Annotated in this window: 16 protein-coding genes; 8 read left to right on the forward strand and 8 right to left on the reverse strand. The window is 39.8% G+C overall.

From position 1 onward, the window contains the following. Positions 1-49: 49 nt before the first annotated feature. Both ACH33_RS11320 and ACH33_RS11325 read right to left on the reverse strand, forming a co-directional pair. Positions 50-322: a hypothetical protein gene (locus ACH33_RS11320; RefSeq protein ID WP_057899116.1), complete on the reverse strand. Its 273-nt coding sequence runs from the start codon at positions 320-322 to the stop codon at positions 50-52. Between the two features lie 363 nt (positions 323-685). Further along, positions 686-1,456: a transposase gene (locus ACH33_RS11325; protein WP_408863342.1), complete on the reverse strand. Its 771-nt coding sequence runs from the start codon at positions 1,454-1,456 to the stop codon at positions 686-688. 474 nt (positions 1,457-1,930) lie between these two features. On the opposite strand from ACH33_RS11325, the gene ACH33_RS19370 reads away from it, so the two are divergent. Then, positions 1,931-2,248: a hypothetical protein gene (locus ACH33_RS19370; protein ID WP_156424066.1), complete on the forward strand. Its 318-nt coding sequence runs from the start codon at positions 1,931-1,933 to the stop codon at positions 2,246-2,248. Between the two features lie 194 nt (positions 2,249-2,442). Here the strand turns inward: ACH33_RS19370 and ACH33_RS20370 are convergent, their stop codons facing one another. Continuing rightward, complete coding sequence (locus ACH33_RS20370) at positions 2,443-2,577, reverse strand: hypothetical protein (RefSeq protein ID WP_257721570.1); 135 nt, start codon at positions 2,575-2,577, stop codon at positions 2,443-2,445. A 376-nt stretch (positions 2,578-2,953) separates the two neighbouring features. Between ACH33_RS20370 and ACH33_RS11335 the strand changes: the two genes are divergently transcribed. Both ACH33_RS11335 and ACH33_RS11340 read left to right on the forward strand, forming a co-directional pair. Continuing rightward, complete coding sequence (locus ACH33_RS11335) at positions 2,954-3,835, forward strand: dihydrodipicolinate synthase family protein (RefSeq protein ID WP_057899118.1); 882 nt, start codon at positions 2,954-2,956, stop codon at positions 3,833-3,835. Between the two features lie 129 nt (positions 3,836-3,964). Beyond that, on the forward strand, positions 3,965-5,401 hold the full coding sequence (locus ACH33_RS11340) for an aldehyde dehydrogenase family protein (protein WP_057900353.1): 1,437 nt from the start codon (positions 3,965-3,967) through the stop codon (positions 5,399-5,401). A gap of 109 nt (positions 5,402-5,510) precedes the next feature. Here the strand turns inward: ACH33_RS11340 and ACH33_RS11345 are convergent, their stop codons facing one another. The 4 genes from ACH33_RS11345 to ACH33_RS11360 all read right to left on the reverse strand — a co-directional run bounded on the left by ACH33_RS11345 (position 5,511) and on the right by ACH33_RS11360 (position 9,105). Beyond that, positions 5,511-6,713, reverse strand: coding sequence for an FAD-dependent oxidoreductase (locus ACH33_RS11345; RefSeq protein ID WP_057899119.1), 1,203 nt, complete (start codon positions 6,711-6,713; stop codon positions 5,511-5,513). Beyond that, positions 6,710-7,054, reverse strand: a complete 345-nt coding sequence (locus ACH33_RS11350) for a (2Fe-2S)-binding protein (RefSeq protein WP_057899120.1) — start codon at positions 7,052-7,054, stop codon at positions 6,710-6,712. Before ACH33_RS11350 ends, ACH33_RS11345 begins: the two co-directional genes overlap by 4 nt. Beyond that, positions 7,051-7,323, reverse strand: coding sequence for a (2Fe-2S)-binding protein (locus tag ACH33_RS11355; RefSeq protein WP_057899121.1), 273 nt, complete (start codon positions 7,321-7,323; stop codon positions 7,051-7,053). The genes ACH33_RS11350 and ACH33_RS11355 overlap by 4 nt, the downstream gene beginning before the upstream one ends. 78 nt (positions 7,324-7,401) lie before the next feature. Next, a complete protein-coding gene (locus ACH33_RS11360) occupies positions 7,402-9,105 on the reverse strand; it encodes a sigma-54 interaction domain-containing protein (protein ID WP_057899122.1) in 1,704 nt (567 codons plus the stop codon). A 175-nt stretch (positions 9,106-9,280) separates the two neighbouring features. Here ACH33_RS11360 and ACH33_RS11365 point away from each other — a divergent pair, with 175 nt between their 5' ends. The 5 genes from ACH33_RS11365 to pdaA all read left to right on the forward strand — a co-directional run bounded on the left by ACH33_RS11365 (position 9,281) and on the right by pdaA (position 14,324). Then, positions 9,281-10,465, forward strand: coding sequence for an NAD(P)/FAD-dependent oxidoreductase (locus ACH33_RS11365; RefSeq protein ID WP_057899123.1), 1,185 nt, complete (start codon positions 9,281-9,283; stop codon positions 10,463-10,465). Next, complete coding sequence (locus ACH33_RS11370) at positions 10,462-11,487, forward strand: 4-hydroxyproline epimerase (protein ID WP_057899124.1); 1,026 nt, start codon at positions 10,462-10,464, stop codon at positions 11,485-11,487. The genes ACH33_RS11365 and ACH33_RS11370 overlap by 4 nt, the downstream gene beginning before the upstream one ends. A 127-nt stretch (positions 11,488-11,614) precedes the next feature. Continuing rightward, entirely contained in the window at positions 11,615-13,219 is a 1,605-nt protein-coding gene (locus ACH33_RS11375; protein WP_057899125.1) for an APC family permease, read from the forward strand. A 31-nt stretch (positions 13,220-13,250) separates the two neighbouring features. Further along, the gene (locus ACH33_RS19375) at positions 13,251-13,376 is read left to right on the forward strand and encodes a S8 family serine peptidase (protein ID WP_139184962.1); all 126 of its coding nucleotides are present in this window, start codon (positions 13,251-13,253) and stop codon (positions 13,374-13,376) included. Positions 13,377-13,544: 168 nt separating this feature from the next. After that, entirely contained in the window at positions 13,545-14,324 is a 780-nt protein-coding gene (gene pdaA / locus ACH33_RS11380) for a delta-lactam-biosynthetic de-N-acetylase (RefSeq protein WP_057899126.1), read from the forward strand. Between the two features lie 298 nt (positions 14,325-14,622). Here pdaA and ACH33_RS11385 read toward each other — a convergent pair whose 3' ends face one another. Then, complete coding sequence (locus ACH33_RS11385) at positions 14,623-16,017, reverse strand: sensor histidine kinase (RefSeq protein WP_162265031.1); 1,395 nt, start codon at positions 16,015-16,017, stop codon at positions 14,623-14,625. Position 16,018 lies beyond the last annotated feature (1 nt).

Here is a 16,018-nt window from a genome sequence, read left to right on the forward strand (position 1 = left end):
TCATCGGAAGCAAACAGAACCATTTCCGGATCGTAGATCACTGTCCAGTTCATATAATGGGCGACAGCTTTGAATGTGAGATTCTTCTCACAAACTGAAACTCATCCCATGTTGCCTCTTGTTCATTATGAGTAACCCAATAAAATGGCAAACAGTTCGGAATCATTGGGCGAATGTCACACTTCACCATTATCAGGCTTACACTAAGGCTCAAACCGTATTCCCCCTCAAAGCAAAAGGCAATAAATTCAATCCTTTTATTAGGTTCATTTTCTTGGTTGGTAATCTCACACTGGGCAAGCCCCGTGGATTCCTGTTTCATCGACCTCGCAACCAACGATCTTCACAGGCGTTTCTTTTCCCTCTGTCCGAGGGTACTGTGTTTTATGCAAAATCCAGGATTTCTAATCCTCCACGTTCATTGTTAAGAGATGTGTTGTAGTCCCTACTAATTGTCGGTTGCATGATTCACAGACATATGTTGATCAAGTCCAGATTTGTGTGTAAATTCCCCTCGGTTAGAGAAATAAATTAGCCAATGCGAGTCACTTTAGACATCGCTTTTGTTGCCTGAGTTTCTCGCCATTCCAAATACTCTGCCATATCGAGATATTTTTTGCCGCTTGCCCATTTTTCGTCTATCTCCATAAGCAAAGCCCCGATCAGGCGAATAACAGATTCACGGTTAGGAAAAATGCGAATGACACTCCCGTCGGCGAATTTCTTCGTTGAGTCGCTCCATGCCATTTGTTGTCCGAAGTCGTTTGCGGTACTTTTCAGGGAGTAGAAGAACGGCTGTGGCATCATCAAAACCATTCTCTAAAACGGAAATCGCCTTTGAAGCTTTGGCCTCATACGTTTCCACCGTTTGTTGCAACAACAACCGTGCGGTCTCAAGATCAGGAGCATCCAAAATCGCACGAACACGGGGATACAACTCCTCTTGCAGCTGCTTGGGCGTGGCATCGAGGATATTTCGCATAAAATGAGTCTGACACCGTTGCCACGTCACCCCTTGAAAATGGGTTCGAATACACAGTTCGGAAACAGTTGACTTAGAGAACTCGGTTCCACACAGTTCCTCCGTGATTTGGGCAATTTTTCGAGTTGATACCCCATTCACCACCATCTCCATGAGGGCTAAAACCAAGGCTTGTTCACTTCGCTGATAGCGGGCAAACATTTCTGTCGAGAACTTTCCATTTCGAATCCGTGGCACCCGAAGGGTGATCGTTCCCACCCGCGTCGTCAGTTGATGAGGATATGTACCGTTTCGATAACCTTGGCGTTCATCTGTACGTTCGTACGGTTCCGCAGACAGTTGTTCCGTAGCCTGGGCTTGCAACACCTGATTCAATACCGATTCCAGCAGCTTGGCCACCCCCGAATCCTGCGAATTTCCGAGAAAAAGTTGCTGCAAAAGCTGCGAATCTACAGTAATCTGGTATTGAGCCATTTTCAAAATCCCCTCTCCTGGAATGTTTTCTGGTCAACTTCATTCTAACCGAGGGTATTTGAAATGGCTCTCTTAATTTTAAAGAGACTGTTTTTACACAATTATATGGACTCAACTCCAAAAATGGATATCCGCACTTTTAGTATACATAATATTTTTATGGTTTTATTTTAGTTCTCTCTCTTTTCTTTTGGCTCTGCTAGACTCATTATTGATATCCGGTTAGTAGCAAAAATGTGAATTTCTTTCGCTTTGCTATGTCCTATAATCTCGGTTATAGAAACAAATTTTTCCAATTCATTTAACAGGTACAAACGGGGGATATTTTGGGCTTTTATTCTTCTCACTCTTCACGAATATGAAGTCATATCCAAATTTCCGAGACTGCATTTTGGGCTTTTATTCTTCTCACTCTTCCTTTCAGACCACATATCTTAAATACAGGAAATAGACTAATACCTTGGAGGGAAGAATATGACTGAAGATAGACAGCAGCAATGGCATCATGGACAGCAGTGGCATCATGGACAGCAATGGCACCCTGGACAGCAATGGCATCATGGACAGCAATGGCACCCTGGACAGCAGTGGCATCATGGACAGCAATGGCACCCTGGACAGCAGTGGCACCCTGGACAGCAATGGCATCCTGGACAGCAATGGCATCCTGGACAGCAATGGCATCCTGGACAGCAATGGCATCCTGGACAGCAATGGCACCCTGGACAGCAGTGGCATCATGGACAGCAGTGGCATCATGGACAGCAATGGCATCGTGAGCAGCAAGAATAAATATCCTGAGTAGAAAGGTCATCAGTATTTGCCTTGGTAGTAGCATTACTATGAACCATACGGAGAACACTATCGCTTTTGTTCTTAATTTTAGAATAAAGGAATTTCGATAGCATTCATGATAGTACACTCATCGACAACGAAGTTAGACTTTGTCTACAAACTGAAAATCCCCGAATTCGGGGATTTTCACTTTATTGACAAAACGTTACTTTTTCTTGAGCTATCATACCGAGACTTTTCTCAATCGCGTCAAGAACGATATCAATTTGCTCGTACAAAATAACTGCAGGTGGCTCGATCCGGATAATGGTCGCATTGTTACCCATACTTTCTGGCACTTGCTCATTTTGCGCTGAAATACCTTTCTACCAGCGAACAAGGCAATTTCCGACACAGTCGCATCGGGATTTTTAAAGAAAGACACATCAGGAAAGACAGGTTGTGTGAAGTAAGAGCCGAAAATAACTCCATCTACTAGAGCAATGAGAAAAATCGCTTTGGGAATGGTTTTGATTGGCTCGGGTGTTTCCTCAGAATATGTGGTAACAGCCAACTTATAAAATTTTATACATTGTAAACTTTTTTATACATACAAAAACGCATTATGTATAAAAAAATTTACATAATTATCAAAAAACATTGGTATGGATTTTGCGATAACAAGATAATGAATAAAAAATTAAATGGAAAGGGGAATTTCAAATGGCAAGATTTGAAGGAGTTTATGTTGCTCTTGTCACTCCATTTACTACTGATTTTGAAGTCGATTATAAAAGATTGTATGAGCTATGTGATTGGCTCATACAAGAAGGCGTACAAGGACTGGTTCCTACAGGATCACTCGGTGAATATGCTACGTTTACTCCTGAAGAAAGAGCAAAAGTAGTACAAACTGTCATTGAAGCTTCTCGGGGACGTGTACCGGTTGTTGTTGGTTCCGCTGCTCCATCTACGCAACAAGTCATAAAATGGGTTGAATATGCAAAAGACTCTGGAGCTGAAGGTGTTATGGTGCTTCCACCTATTAACTATAAACCTTTACGAAACGAGATTATCGCCCATTATGAAGCTATTAATAAAGTCGGTATGCCTATTGTTGCTTATAACAATCCTAGAGATTACCCAACAGATTTAACCCCTGATTTGCTCGAAGAGATTGCCAAATTTGAAAATGTGGTTGCTGTAAAAGAGTTTTCAGGTGATATCCGTCGCATGCATGATATTCTAGATAGAACAGATTTGGAAGTCATGGTAGGCGTCGATGATTTATCGTTAGAAGGTCCAATGATAGGAGCAACAGGGTGGATTGCCGGTGTTCCTAACGCATTACCTAAAGAGGGAGTTCAATTATTCAATTTAGCCAAAAATGGAAAAATAGACGAAGCATTGAAACTTTATCGTCGTCTTCTTCCTCTATTTCATTATGACGCTAGTCCCCAATTGGTTCAATACATTAAGTATATGATGGAGTTAGCTGAACAACCCGTTGGTCCTGCACGCCCACCTAGACTTCCTTTACATCAAGAAGAATATGAAAATGTAAGGAGAGACTTTGAGAGAGCAGTAGAAAAAATTAAACATTAATTGTAAGAGAAAGGGTAAGGAGTCTTCCTTATCCTTTCCGATTTCTAAAAAATTAAAATTGTCGTAAATAACAATAGGAATGCATACAAACATTGAGCGGGAGGTACGGTTATGAAAACAAAATCATTAATTGAATCCAAAAACTTTATAGGTGGAGAATGGGTATCTATTGACGGAAAGGAAACGATCGTATATAGCCCTTCGAACCTCCAAGAAGAAGTTGGCATCCTTTGCTATTCTTCCGCCAAACATTTACTTGAAGCGGAAAAGTCAGCAAAAGAAGGATTCAAAATATGGTCTAAGATGACAGGAATTGAGCGAGGGAATTATCTATACAAGATGGCAGAGGCATTAGAAAATAGCCTTGAAGAACTAGCAGTACTCGCAAGTAGGGAAATGGGAAAACCAATTGGTGAAATGCGAGGTGAGGTCGTACGTGGCATTCACTTGTTGCGTTATTATGCCGCAGAAGGTACACGCTCAAATGGCGATATAATCCCTTCAAGCGATAAACATGTTATACAATTTTCAAAACGTGTTCCGTTAGGAGTAGTGGGAATTATTACACCATGGAACTTTCCAGTAGCTATTCCTATTTGGAAAATTGCCCCTGCACTTATTTGTGGAAATTCAGTGATATGGAAACCAGCGGAGAATGCTACACTATCTGCTATTAAGTTAACAGAGATATTCCAGCAGGCAAACCTTCCAAGCGGAGTTTTAAATCTTATCGTTGGAAAAGGAAAAGAAGTGGGAAACACCCTTCTCGAAACTACAGATATTCACGCTGTTAGTTTTACCGGTTCATCCACGATTGGAAAGCAAGTCGCTTCCATTTGTGCTAAACGAAACATTAAATATCAGACAGAAATGGGCGGTAAAAATGCTGCTGTTATCCTTCATGATGCCAATATCGAAAAAACGATTCCTATGATATTAAGTGGTGCCTTCCGTTCAGCCGGACAAAAATGTACAGCAACCAGCCGTATCATTGTTGAGGAAAGTGTTTATCCGATCTTTATGAAATCATTCAATGAAGCAGTATCTTTATTAAAAGCTAAAGATCCGTTGCTTCCAGATTCATATCTCGGCCCTGTTGCATCTAAACATCAATATGAAACGGTCTCTTCTTACGTAAAAATGGCTGAGGAGGAAGCAGAAATTATCGCACAAGGATCGATCGAAAGTGATAATGAAGGTTATTTTATTCAACCATTGGTAGTGGCAGGAGTAGATACACAACATAAGTTAGTACAAGAAGAAATATTCGGTCCCGTAACAACGGTGCTAGTAGCTAAAAACTACGATGAAGCGATTCAGTTGTGCAACGAAACTGTGTATGGATTAAGCGCTTCTATTTTTACCACTGATTTATCAAAAGCTCATCGTTTCCTAGAAGAAGCGGAAGCTGGAATGGTAAGAGTAAACCAAGAAACAGCTGGTGTGGAATATCAAGCACCATTCGGCGGAATGAAACAATCCAGTTCTCATTCAAGAGAGCAAGGTCAATCAGCGCTTGATTTTTACTCCCAAATCAAAACTTGCGCCATTAAATATCATTTTTAAACGTATATATAAATCACCCAGTGACATTACATCATTGGGTGATTTTTAATTACGATAAAATAATGGATGACTCACAAAACTCATCATGTGATGTCATCCATTTTTTCAACTAAATACATTGATATGCACCGTACAATTTGTCTCTATTTTCTTTGACATTAGGATAGAACTGGATGATTGCTTTTTCACGAATGTCTTTTACGTTTTTCATTGCTTCTTCCAATTTACGTTTTGCAGTTTCTCTCGATGCCCCGGTGTGCTCTGCTATCGAATAACCAGCTACAAATCCCTGTGCTATTGCAACTTTGGCTCCCTCGATTCCTGTAATATTCCCTGCAACATAAAGGCCTTTTAGAGGTGTTTCCATTCGTTCATTATGTTGTGGGATATGTCCTCCAAGTTCAGGAATATAGTGAAATGGACATCCCGCTACTGCAGCCAATTCAGCTAATGGATATAATCCACCAGATATGCAAACAAAATCCACCTGTACTATTTCTTCCGTTCCCTTGATGGGTTCTCCATCCATCGTAATATCAACTACTTTTACTCCTTCTACTTGCTGATTGCCGACTATTTCAATAGCTGCCTTCCGTAAATGAATCGGTATTCCCCATACACTCATTCCTTTTTTCGGAAGAAAACGAAGGGCTAGCTTACACAATGATTCATTTATCAGTAAGCGACTTCCGAATCTTAATATAGGTGATGGAGCTAAGTGGGATGCTCTCAATAAACTCTTCATGACTTCCATTGGCTTTGCAGCGCTCTTTGATATCTCATTCTTTGGTGGTAACACCATACACGCAATATTAAGATCAGCAAGTTGCAATTCATGCATAATCGCAAAGGAAAGAATATTCGCTCCAATAATCATTCCCTTCTTTCCGACTTTTACACGATGAACATTCGTCATTACTTGTGCGGCTCCTACTGACATGACTCCAGGCAAAGTCCATCCTGGCATTGGGACATGATATTCTGCTGCACCTGTTGCTAGCAAAACATATGGGGCTTGCATACTTCCATGATTGGTGTGAACAAGCCACCCGTGTTCATGTTTATTCAAATGATAAACAGAAATCCCACATGTAATTTCTACTCCGAGCTTTTCTGCTTGAGCAACTAATTTATCCGTTTCTTTAATACCGTTCCACCATGTTCCATCCCTTTCCTGATATAGCTGCCCTAATAATCTTCCCCCGGGTTTTATAAATTCATCAATTAATGTTACCTTAAGACCACATTCCCTTGCAGCAATTGACGCAGCCAGTCCTGCCGGCCCAGCTCCAATAATGACTAATTCACTCATACGTTATTTTCTCCTTTAAATAAATCTTTAATTGGAGTTGGTTGTGTTTTTCCGCTATGAATATCCATGTTTTCTTCCACTATAGTTATGCAAGCCCTTACATGATGACAACCATTTACAGTCACTCGGCACTCAAAGCAATGCCCAATATTACAATAAATCCCTCTAGCTGTACCACTTTCTTCATGCACACGCAACGTCCGAATATTGTTGGCCAAAAGCGCAGCTGCAATCGTTTCTCCTTCGTATGCCTCATAATACTGACCATTGAAATGAAATGGCACTTTCTTGCCGATCTTCATTTCACCTAAAACTGGGTGATCAATAATACGATTGTTCATTTTAAATCACCTAACAGTCCAAATGTAACAGGTCTTACCGGAGCCTGATATTTCAGTGGCATATTGTGAGTGACCGCATTTTCTCCATAATCAGCAACAATCCTATCGATAAAATAGCGACATGTTCTTCCCCCGCAAAATCCCATACCTGCACGGGTTCTCAATTTTAATTCTCTTGATGAGCATTTATATTTTTTTATTGTTTCAACTATACTTTGATAAGTTACTTCCTCACATCGACATACAATAAAATCTGTTGAGGTCTTCATGTCTTTCCTCCTCATTCAATGGTTATAGGTTTTTCTATTTACATAACGAGCAAAAAACATGCCAACAAACGAGGAGAATTACAGTGTAATGCCAAGTTTCTTCATTCGATTGTATAATGTCGCTCGCGTAACACCCAGCCTCTTCGCGCACGCTTGCTTATTTCCATTTTCCATTTGGAGCACCCGTTCAATAATTTTTTTCTCACAAATCTCTAATTCTTCTTTCAGCGATAAAATTTTATCAGTATCAGCATGGGGAACTTCAAACAAGTTATCAATATTTGTACTGCGAGTATCAACTTGATGTACAAAAGGCAAATCGTCTTTTTTTATAATTCCGTCTGTCGCAAGCACTACTAAACGTTCAATAACATTTCTAAGTTCACGTATATTCCCAGGCCAGCTATAGTTGAATAATTCATTCATTACATCTTGGGAGATACCATGAATGGGCCTGTTATATCTAATGGAGAACTCATACAAAAAATAATGAATCAGTTCAATGATGTCTTCTTTTCTTTCCCTCAAAGGCGGAATATGAATACTTATAACGTTTAAACGATAAAACAAATCTTCTCTAAATTTTCCTTCTTTAATCATCTCCTCCAGGTTTTTATTTGTAGCAGCAATGACTCTGAAATCTGCATCTATTTCCTTTGTCCCACCTATTCGATAGAATTTCTTTTCCTGCAACACGCGTAAAAGCTTAACTTGCATTTCGATAGGCATTTCACCAATTTCATCTAAAAATAAGGTTCCGCCTTTTGCTAATTCTATTTTCCCCTTTTTTCCTCTTTGATCTGCCCCTGAAAAAGCCCCCTTTTCATAACCAAATAGCTCACTTTCAAACAAGGATGCTGGAATGGCTCCACAATTTATAGGGATAAATGGGGCGTCTGGTGCTTCACGAGCATCGTGAATTGCTTTGGAGAATAACTCCTTTCCAACGCCGCTTTCCCCTAATATCAAAACAGTTGATTTAGCTGAACTAATCTTTTTCGCCATTTCAATCGTTTTTCGAATGGTTCTACTTCTCCCTTTTATAAGGCTAAATGAATCCTTTGAAGGTCTTAACCTCGCAACCTCCTGCTCTAACCGATGAACCTCCGCGGAAATATTAAATAATTCCTGGTTTAGACGTACTTGACTTGTAATATCTGTTTCAGATACTACTGCACCTATTATCTTTCCCTCTAAATAAACAGGATTGGAATTAATCAGCACAAACAAATCAGGCCTTGGTTGATGTCGATGACGATGAAGTTTTCTTCCTTGCTTTAACGTTTTTAATATTTCTAGCATATTAGGTTCAAAGAAATCTGTAATAGGCTTACCGATGATATCTTTCCTCGAAACAGAAAAAATTTTCTCCGCTTCTTCTGTCCAGGCACATACTATTTCATTTTTATCGATCACCGTACACGACGCATCCATCGTTTCTAGTACCGTTTCAAAAAAAGCATGCAAGTACTTATACGAATTTAATAAACACTCACACATGATTACAGAATCAACAAAACCAATCGGTTCTCCCTCTTTATTTTTCACTAATAAATACCGGTATTTTTTCACATACTTTATCACCTCTTCAATGGGTGTATCACAATCCACCATCCTGCTCTTCGATAACTTTAAAGGCTCAAAATCAGTGATATAAAAGATATCCTTATCTATAAGAAAAGCTGCATCAGCATTAAAAGACCTTGAAATTTCAGTTTCAGATTTAAAAACAATAACGTGTTTATTCGTGATTTCCTTTAAACTAGGAAATTTAAAATTCATGTGTATCCCTCCTACATAACGTATAATATTTTTTACACATTCTAAAAAATTTTACATAATTATATTATTCATGTAAAAATATTTTGTCAATTCAGAATCAATTAAAAGCGTTTGTTATTGGCATGATTCTTGCTTACTAAAATATTACTAGAAACATCGGAAAGGAGGGAACATATTGAAAAAAAACTTTGACGTAATCATTATAGGAGGAGGGATTATTGGAAGTGCTATCGCTTATTATGTATCGAAATCAGGAATGAGTGTGGCGGTATTAGAAAAAAACGAATTAGCAAGCGGAACATCGTCCAGATGTGATGGAAACATACTAGCGATCGATAAAGACCCGGGATTCGATAGTCAAATGTCTCTAGCTAGTCAGAAATTAGTGAATGAATTAAGCAAAGAATTGGAACATCACTTTGAATATAGGGCACCGGGCAGTATTTTAGTATGTGAAACTGAAGAGGAAATGATTGCTGCAGAAAAATGGGTAGCACGCCAAAAAGAAGCGGGGCTTCCCTTTAAAATGTTAGATCGCAGTGATATTAGACAGGAATCCCCTTTTTTTGCTGATGATTTATTAGGAGGGCTGGAATGCGAAACAGATTCAACCGTTAACCCTTACCTGTTTTCATTTGCATTAGCAGAGGGAGCAAAGAAAAAGGGAGCTAACATTTACACCCATACTGAGGTTCATTCCATTAAAAAATCAACTACGGGGGATTTTAAAATCGAAACATCCAGCGGATTATTTACAGCAAAAAAAGTCGTGAATGCTGCTGGGATATGGGCTCCCATGATTGGAAAGATGCTCGACATTCCTATTCCAATTAAACCTAGAAAAGGTCATATTATTGTTGCATCAAGGCAACAACCTGTTGGCCTTAGAAAAGTTATGGAATTCGGTTATCTTATATCTAAGTTTGGAGGCCAAAGAAAAGTAGATCCGCCAACTGAAAAATATGGCGTGGCTTTAGTATTTGAACCAACAGAGAGCCAAAATTTTTTGATTGGAAGTAGTAGAGAATTTGTGGGAATGAATACAACTGTAAATATTGATGTTATTAAATGCATAGCACGCCGTGCCATTCGGTTCTATCCTAAAATGGCGGACATGTTAGTCATTCGAACGTATGCTGGTCTGCGCCCATGGACAAACGATCATCTACCTATTATTTCTCACGTTGACGAGGTTCCTGGATTTTATATTGCTGCTGGCCATGAAGGCGATGGAATCAGTTTAGCCGCTATTACGGGAAAACTAATTGATGAACTAATCAAAGAGAAATCACATACAACAATTCCTATCGAACCATTAAGATACGATCGCTTTAAAGTCAAAGGAGTTGTACATTCATGAAATTCCAAAAAATCTTCCATACTATTGATACTCATACCGGAGGAAATCCTACAAGAACAGTTATTAGTGGTCTTCCAAAATTAGAAGGAAAAACAATGGCTGAGAAAATGCTGCACATGAAAGAAGAATATGATTGGATTCGAAAGTTCCTTATGTTTGAACCAAGGGGGCATGACGTAATGTCAGGTGCTTTGCTTATGGAACCCTGCCATCCTAAAGCGGATGTAGGTGTAATCTATATCGAAACAGGCGGCTATTTGCCGATGTGCGGGCATGATACCATTGGTTTTTGTACAGCACTAGTTGAAGCTGGTCTGATACCAGTTAAGGAACCTTATACCGATCTAAGTTTAGATACGCCAGCTGGTCTGGTAAAAGTCAAGATTAAAGTAGAACATGGTCAAGCGAAAGAAGTAACATTCCATAATATTCCATCTTTTCTGTTAAAAAGCATACATGTTAATGTAGAAAACATTGGAGAGGTTTACTGCGATATCGCCTATGGAGGAAATTTTTATGGTATTGTCGATGCACGAAAAATTGGATTAGAACTTGTAGCAAGCAATGCTGCAAAAATTATCGATACCGCCGTTAAAATTCGCGACACAATCAATCAAATAACTGACGTCGTCCACCCCGAGCACTCGTTTATTAAAGGATTAACACATATTGAGTTCTATACGGATCCTACCAAGGAAGAAGCACATTGCAAAAATACAGTCGTTGTACCGCCGGGAGGAATTGATCGCTCTCCTTGCGGAACAGGTACCTCGGCAAAACTTGCTACATTGTATGCACGAAACGAAATCAAAAAGAACGAGCTCTTTGTTCATGAAAGCATTATTGGAAGCCTTTTCAAAGCGAAGATAGTCGATATTACAAAAGTAAAAGAATTTGAAGCAGTCATACCTGAAATTACTGGCTCAGCTTGGATAACAGGGATGCATACATTCATCTACAACGAAGATGACCCGCTAAAGGAAGGATTTTTACTCATACCACCTATGCCAATCAATCATTAATCCTTTTTACCATTCCTGCCAATCTATCTACTTTTCCACATCAGCTGGATTTAAACATTCCATCCAGCTGATGAAAAACAATCACAACGATAGTAACTATGTTTATTAAACAGAGGGGTGAGGTTACATGTCAAATCAAGGGAAGTTTAAGAGAGAACTTTCACTGTCTGATCTTACTTGGATAGGATTTGGAGCTATATTTGGTTCAGGGTGGCTCTTTGCTGCTAGCCACGTTTCTGCCATTGCAGGACCAGCTGGTATATTATCATGGGTTATGGGAGGTATAGCCGTTCTGCTATTAGGATTCGTTTACTGTGAACTCGGCGCTTCCGTCCCACGTGCAGGAGGTGTCGTTCGTTATCCTGTTTATTCCCATGGTCCACTTATGGGATATCTCCTTGGCTCTATAACATTAATTGCTTATTCAAGTCTTATTGCCATTGAGGTAGAAGCAGCTCGCCAATATGCTACCGCATGGTGGCCAAGCTTAACTCAAGAAGAATCTACGCTGCCAACGTTATCTGGATGGTTATTTCAATTTTGTTTACTTTGTCTTTTTTTCATCTTGAATTATTGGAGTATACGTACTTTTGCTCAGTCGAACACAATTATAACCATTTTTAAATTCTTCGTACCAACGATAACTATCATTGTTTTATTATCTCACTTAAAACCAGCTAATTTTTCTGTAGGTGGATTTGCACCATCCGGAATATTCGGAATAGAATCTGCTATTTCTGTAGGTGGGGTTATTTTTGCATATCTAGGGTTAACACCCATTGTTTCGGTTGCAAGTGAAGCTAAAAATCCGCAGCGAACGATTCCAATCGCCTTAATATTGTCCGTCGTTCTGTCCACAATTGTATATGTTCTCTTACAGGTAGCATTTCTCGGAAGCATACCAACGAATATGCTGGAAAATGGATGGGCAGGAATTGACAAACAGTTTAGTCTCCCATTTAAAGATATTGCTGCGGTTCTTGGACTAAATTGGCTCGTATTTTTTATCGTTTCTGATGCGATCATCTCCCCGAGTGGAACGGGTAATATCTATATGTCTACAACTCCACGTGTTGTATATGGATGGGCCCGTAGCGGAACATTATTCAAAGTATTTACAAAAGTCGAACAAAAATCAGGAATTCCTCGTCCTGCTGTTTGGTTATCATTTATTTTATCAGTCTTCTGGACTCTTCCCTTTCCGTCATGGGAGTCTTTAATCAGTGTTGTTTCAGCGGCGTTAGTATTAAGCTATGCATTTGCTCCAATCTCTGCGGCAGCTTTCCGACACAACGCACCGGATCTGCCCCGTCCATTTCGATTAAAAGGAATGGCTATTTTATGTCCACTTTCATTTATTATTGCTTCATTAATCGTATACTGGTCTGGTTGGAAAACGATTTCCTGGTTACTCGGTTCTCAAATCGTTATGTTTATCGTTTATTTATTCTTTAAAAAATGGGTTCCTACTGAGAAAGTAAGTTTCACACAACAAATAAAATCCTCATGGTGGCTCGTATTTTATTACGCAACGATGATGATTGCTTCCTATCTCGGATTATTCGGAGGTATCGGTGTCCTTAAACATCCTTGGGATATCATTTTCGTTGCCATACTTTCTTTAATCTCTTACTATTGGGGAACGTATACTAGCCTGCCAAAAGCAATATTTGATGATGATGAAGTTGAAACAAACGAATCCAATCCAATTCATGAACATCTCGTCGGTTAAAAAGGAATTATCATGGTAGCATCGGTCGGTAATGGCGGGGGGCGCCAATCTTCTTTCTACCTGGCTCGGTAAGCAATTCAAGACACTAGATGGAACTTCAATGGCTGCTCCCCACATTTCCGGCCTTATTGCTTTACACCTAGCTACAAGAAATTGACACTCCGCACGGCTGAAGCGTAGAAAAGAATATCATGAGTGACTACAGAGAAAAATGAAGAAATGGTACGCATTGCAAAAGGTTTCCAAACAAATGTACATAATGTTTCCGTCTTGTTGGGAAAATATCTTTATAAAAAGCTACGCATACCGAGGAGTGAGTGCATCAATGAAGCGTTTAACCATCCTTACTGTTTTCGTCCTGTTCGTTTCCTTATTACCGCTTTATGCAACAGGAAGTTATCAGGATACTCCGTATCACTTCGGCTTTAAAAAAAGTAAAAACGGTCAGCTTCCCTCCATTGACGAAGAGGGGTTTAAGGAACTTTTGGCAAAGCATGAAGCTATCTTTTTGGGGGATACGACCAAAAAAGAGCTTTACCTCACCTTTGACAATGGTTATGAGAATGGCTACACAGCGCAAATTTTAGATACGCTGAAGGAGAAAAAAGTCCCGGCGACTTTTTTTGTTACTGGACATTATGTCAAAAGCCAGCCCGAATTATTACAACGAATGGTGAAGGAAGGGCATATCATCGGGAATCATTCCTGGAGTCATCCGGATATGACCAAAATTTCAAACAGCAGGATGAAAGAAGAACTGGAAAAAGTAAAAGAAGAGGTAATCCGAATGACCGGACAAAAAGAGGTTTCCTTTTTGCGTCCACCGAGAGGGATTTTTAGCGAACGGACGCTGGCAGTAAGCAAACAGCTCGGGTACACAAATGTCTTTTGGTCTCTTGCCTATAAAGATTGGGATACCAAGGCGCAAAGGGGCTGGAAATACGCATACGATAATTTCATGGTTCAACTTCATCCGGGTGCGGTCATTTTGCTTCATTCGGTTTCTAAGGATAATGCAGAAGCTCTGGAAAAAATTATCGATGACGTACGAAAAAAAGGGTATGAATTTAAAAGTCTTGAACAAATACGCACGAAAAGAAGATAATCGTTCGAGCCAAAATAAGGGCCAAACCTTGCACCTCGTCTTTTCCTCGTGGCAACCAAAAAAATGCCACTCTCTGCTTCAGACAGAACGCGGCAGAAAAACATCTGGGCCATTCAGTGAGGGAGACAGTTGATACCGTATCCCGTTTTGTCTGAAACGTTGCCGGGAAAAGGAAAAAAGAGCTTGGTTTGGCCCCTATTTTGTCGCTCTTCTCTTTTCCTGCGGTTTTCATCGTGGGATGAAGGGCGGTGTTGCTCGGTAATCCCTTCATGTGATGGCTTAGAAACCGTGTGGAGTGTCAATTATACAATGGTAGCTTAATAACAAAGGTCGTGCCTTCTCCTTCGACGCTTTTAACCTGCAATGTTCCTTTATGCTTTTCGATAATTTCTTTACTGATAGCTAGTCCCAAACCGGCTCCACCTGTCACTTGAGAACGAGATTTTTCCACCCTGTATAATCTTTCCATTATATACGGTATATCTTCTTCTGGAATACCAGGCCCAGTATCTTCAATCTCTACAATCCCGTAATGTTCATTACGCTTCATTCTAACAAAAATGATACCTCCCGAAGGTGTATATCTTCGTGCGTTTTCTAATACATTCAGCAAGACTTGACCGATTCGCTGCCTATCTCCTTCTACATACAAAGAAGTGCTGAAAGGTCGGTACTCAAGTCGAAGCCCCTTCTCCTCTACGGAAACTTCGACTAATGACAAAGCGTCTGTAACTGCATCTTCAAGCGAGAAACGCTCCATGCGGAAGGAAAAATCACCTTGTTCCATCCGTGCCAAATCGAATAAATCTTGGACAAGCCGCTGCAATCGGTTGCTTTGTTCATAAATAATTTTTGCATATTCGGCATTCTCTCCCTCTCGTTGTGAATGAGCCAGGATTTCCGAATACCCTTTAAGATATGTAAGCGGAGTGCGCAATTCATGGCTAACATCCGCTAAAAACTCATTACGCTGCTTTTGATAAAAGCGAATGCGATCTGACATATGATTAATGGATGCAGCCAATTGTGCGACTTCATCACCACCTCTAACAGGCAATCTGGTAGCATAGTTCCCCTGCGCAATTTCACCTGTTGCTTTTTTCATTTCCAAGAGGGGACGAACGAGCATACGAGAAATGATAAATAAAATTCCCGCAACGACAAAAACGGTAATGATGCCGCTAATCACTAGCATTTGCTGCAAAATATTGACTGCTTCACGAATCGGCGCTGTGGGACTAAACATAACAACAGTTCCAGCCACTTCCCTATTCTGTAAAACAGGTGAATAAGAAACAAGAAAAGGTTTTGTATTCCAATCTTTTTCTATCGATGTTTCTCCTTCTTGCTTATTTTCACTTGCCTTAAGATACTCCCGATGCAAAGAAGTAATTGGACTTGAGCTGGCGATAACCTGTTTTTTTTGATCAAGAATGACAACCATGTTTCTTGAACCCTTCTCCATACGAACAACATGCTGAATTGTGGTTGGTTCGAAATGATCGCTTAATACATTCGCATGACTGTTCGCACGTTGTACTAATTCCTCATTTACATGCGAAAGATAGAAAGTTAGGAAAAGAGAATATAAAATGTTGCCCAACGAAAAAAGAATAAGCAAAAAAACAAACAATAATAAAAGGCCAAGCTTAATTGATACACGATTACGAATAAATTGTACTAGTGCTTGCATG

The sequence above is a fragment of the Aneurinibacillus sp. XH2 genome (genome assembly GCF_001439585.2).
In the GTDB taxonomy this organism is placed as follows: domain Bacteria; phylum Bacillota; class Bacilli; order Aneurinibacillales; family Aneurinibacillaceae; genus Aneurinibacillus; species Aneurinibacillus thermoaerophilus.

Coding starts and splice junctions, on each gene's coding strand:
- ACH33_RS11375 (WP_057899125.1), top strand. CDS start 11,615: ATGTCAAATCAAGGGAAGTTTAAGAGAGAACTTTCACTGTCTGATCTT.
- ACH33_RS11385 (WP_162265031.1), bottom strand. CDS start 16,017: ATGCAAGCACTAGTACAATTTATTCGTAATCGTGTATCAATTAAGCTT.
- ACH33_RS11345 (WP_057899119.1), bottom strand. CDS start 6,713: ATGAGTGAATTAGTCATTATTGGAGCTGGGCCGGCAGGACTGGCTGCG.
- pdaA (WP_057899126.1), top strand. CDS start 13,545: ATGAAGCGTTTAACCATCCTTACTGTTTTCGTCCTGTTCGTTTCCTTA.
- ACH33_RS11335 (WP_057899118.1), top strand. CDS start 2,954: ATGGCAAGATTTGAAGGAGTTTATGTTGCTCTTGTCACTCCATTTACT.
- ACH33_RS19370 (WP_156424066.1), top strand. CDS start 1,931: ATGACTGAAGATAGACAGCAGCAATGGCATCATGGACAGCAGTGGCAT.
- ACH33_RS11370 (WP_057899124.1), top strand. CDS start 10,462: ATGAAATTCCAAAAAATCTTCCATACTATTGATACTCATACCGGAGGA.
- ACH33_RS11320 (WP_057899116.1), bottom strand. CDS start 322: ATGAAACAGGAATCCACGGGGCTTGCCCAGTGTGAGATTACCAACCAA.
- ACH33_RS11360 (WP_057899122.1), bottom strand. CDS start 9,105: ATGAATTTTAAATTTCCTAGTTTAAAGGAAATCACGAATAAACACGTT.
- ACH33_RS20370 (WP_257721570.1), bottom strand. CDS start 2,577: ATGGGTAACAATGCGACCATTATCCGGATCGAGCCACCTGCAGTTATT.
- ACH33_RS19375 (WP_139184962.1), top strand. CDS start 13,251: ATGGCGGGGGGCGCCAATCTTCTTTCTACCTGGCTCGGTAAGCAATTC.
- ACH33_RS11325 (WP_408863342.1), bottom strand. CDS start 1,456: ATGGCTCAATACCAGATTACTGTAGATTCGCAGCTTTTGCAGCAACTT.
- ACH33_RS11350 (WP_057899120.1), bottom strand. CDS start 7,054: ATGAACAATCGTATTATTGATCACCCAGTTTTAGGTGAAATGAAGATC.
- ACH33_RS11355 (WP_057899121.1), bottom strand. CDS start 7,323: ATGAAGACCTCAACAGATTTTATTGTATGTCGATGTGAGGAAGTAACT.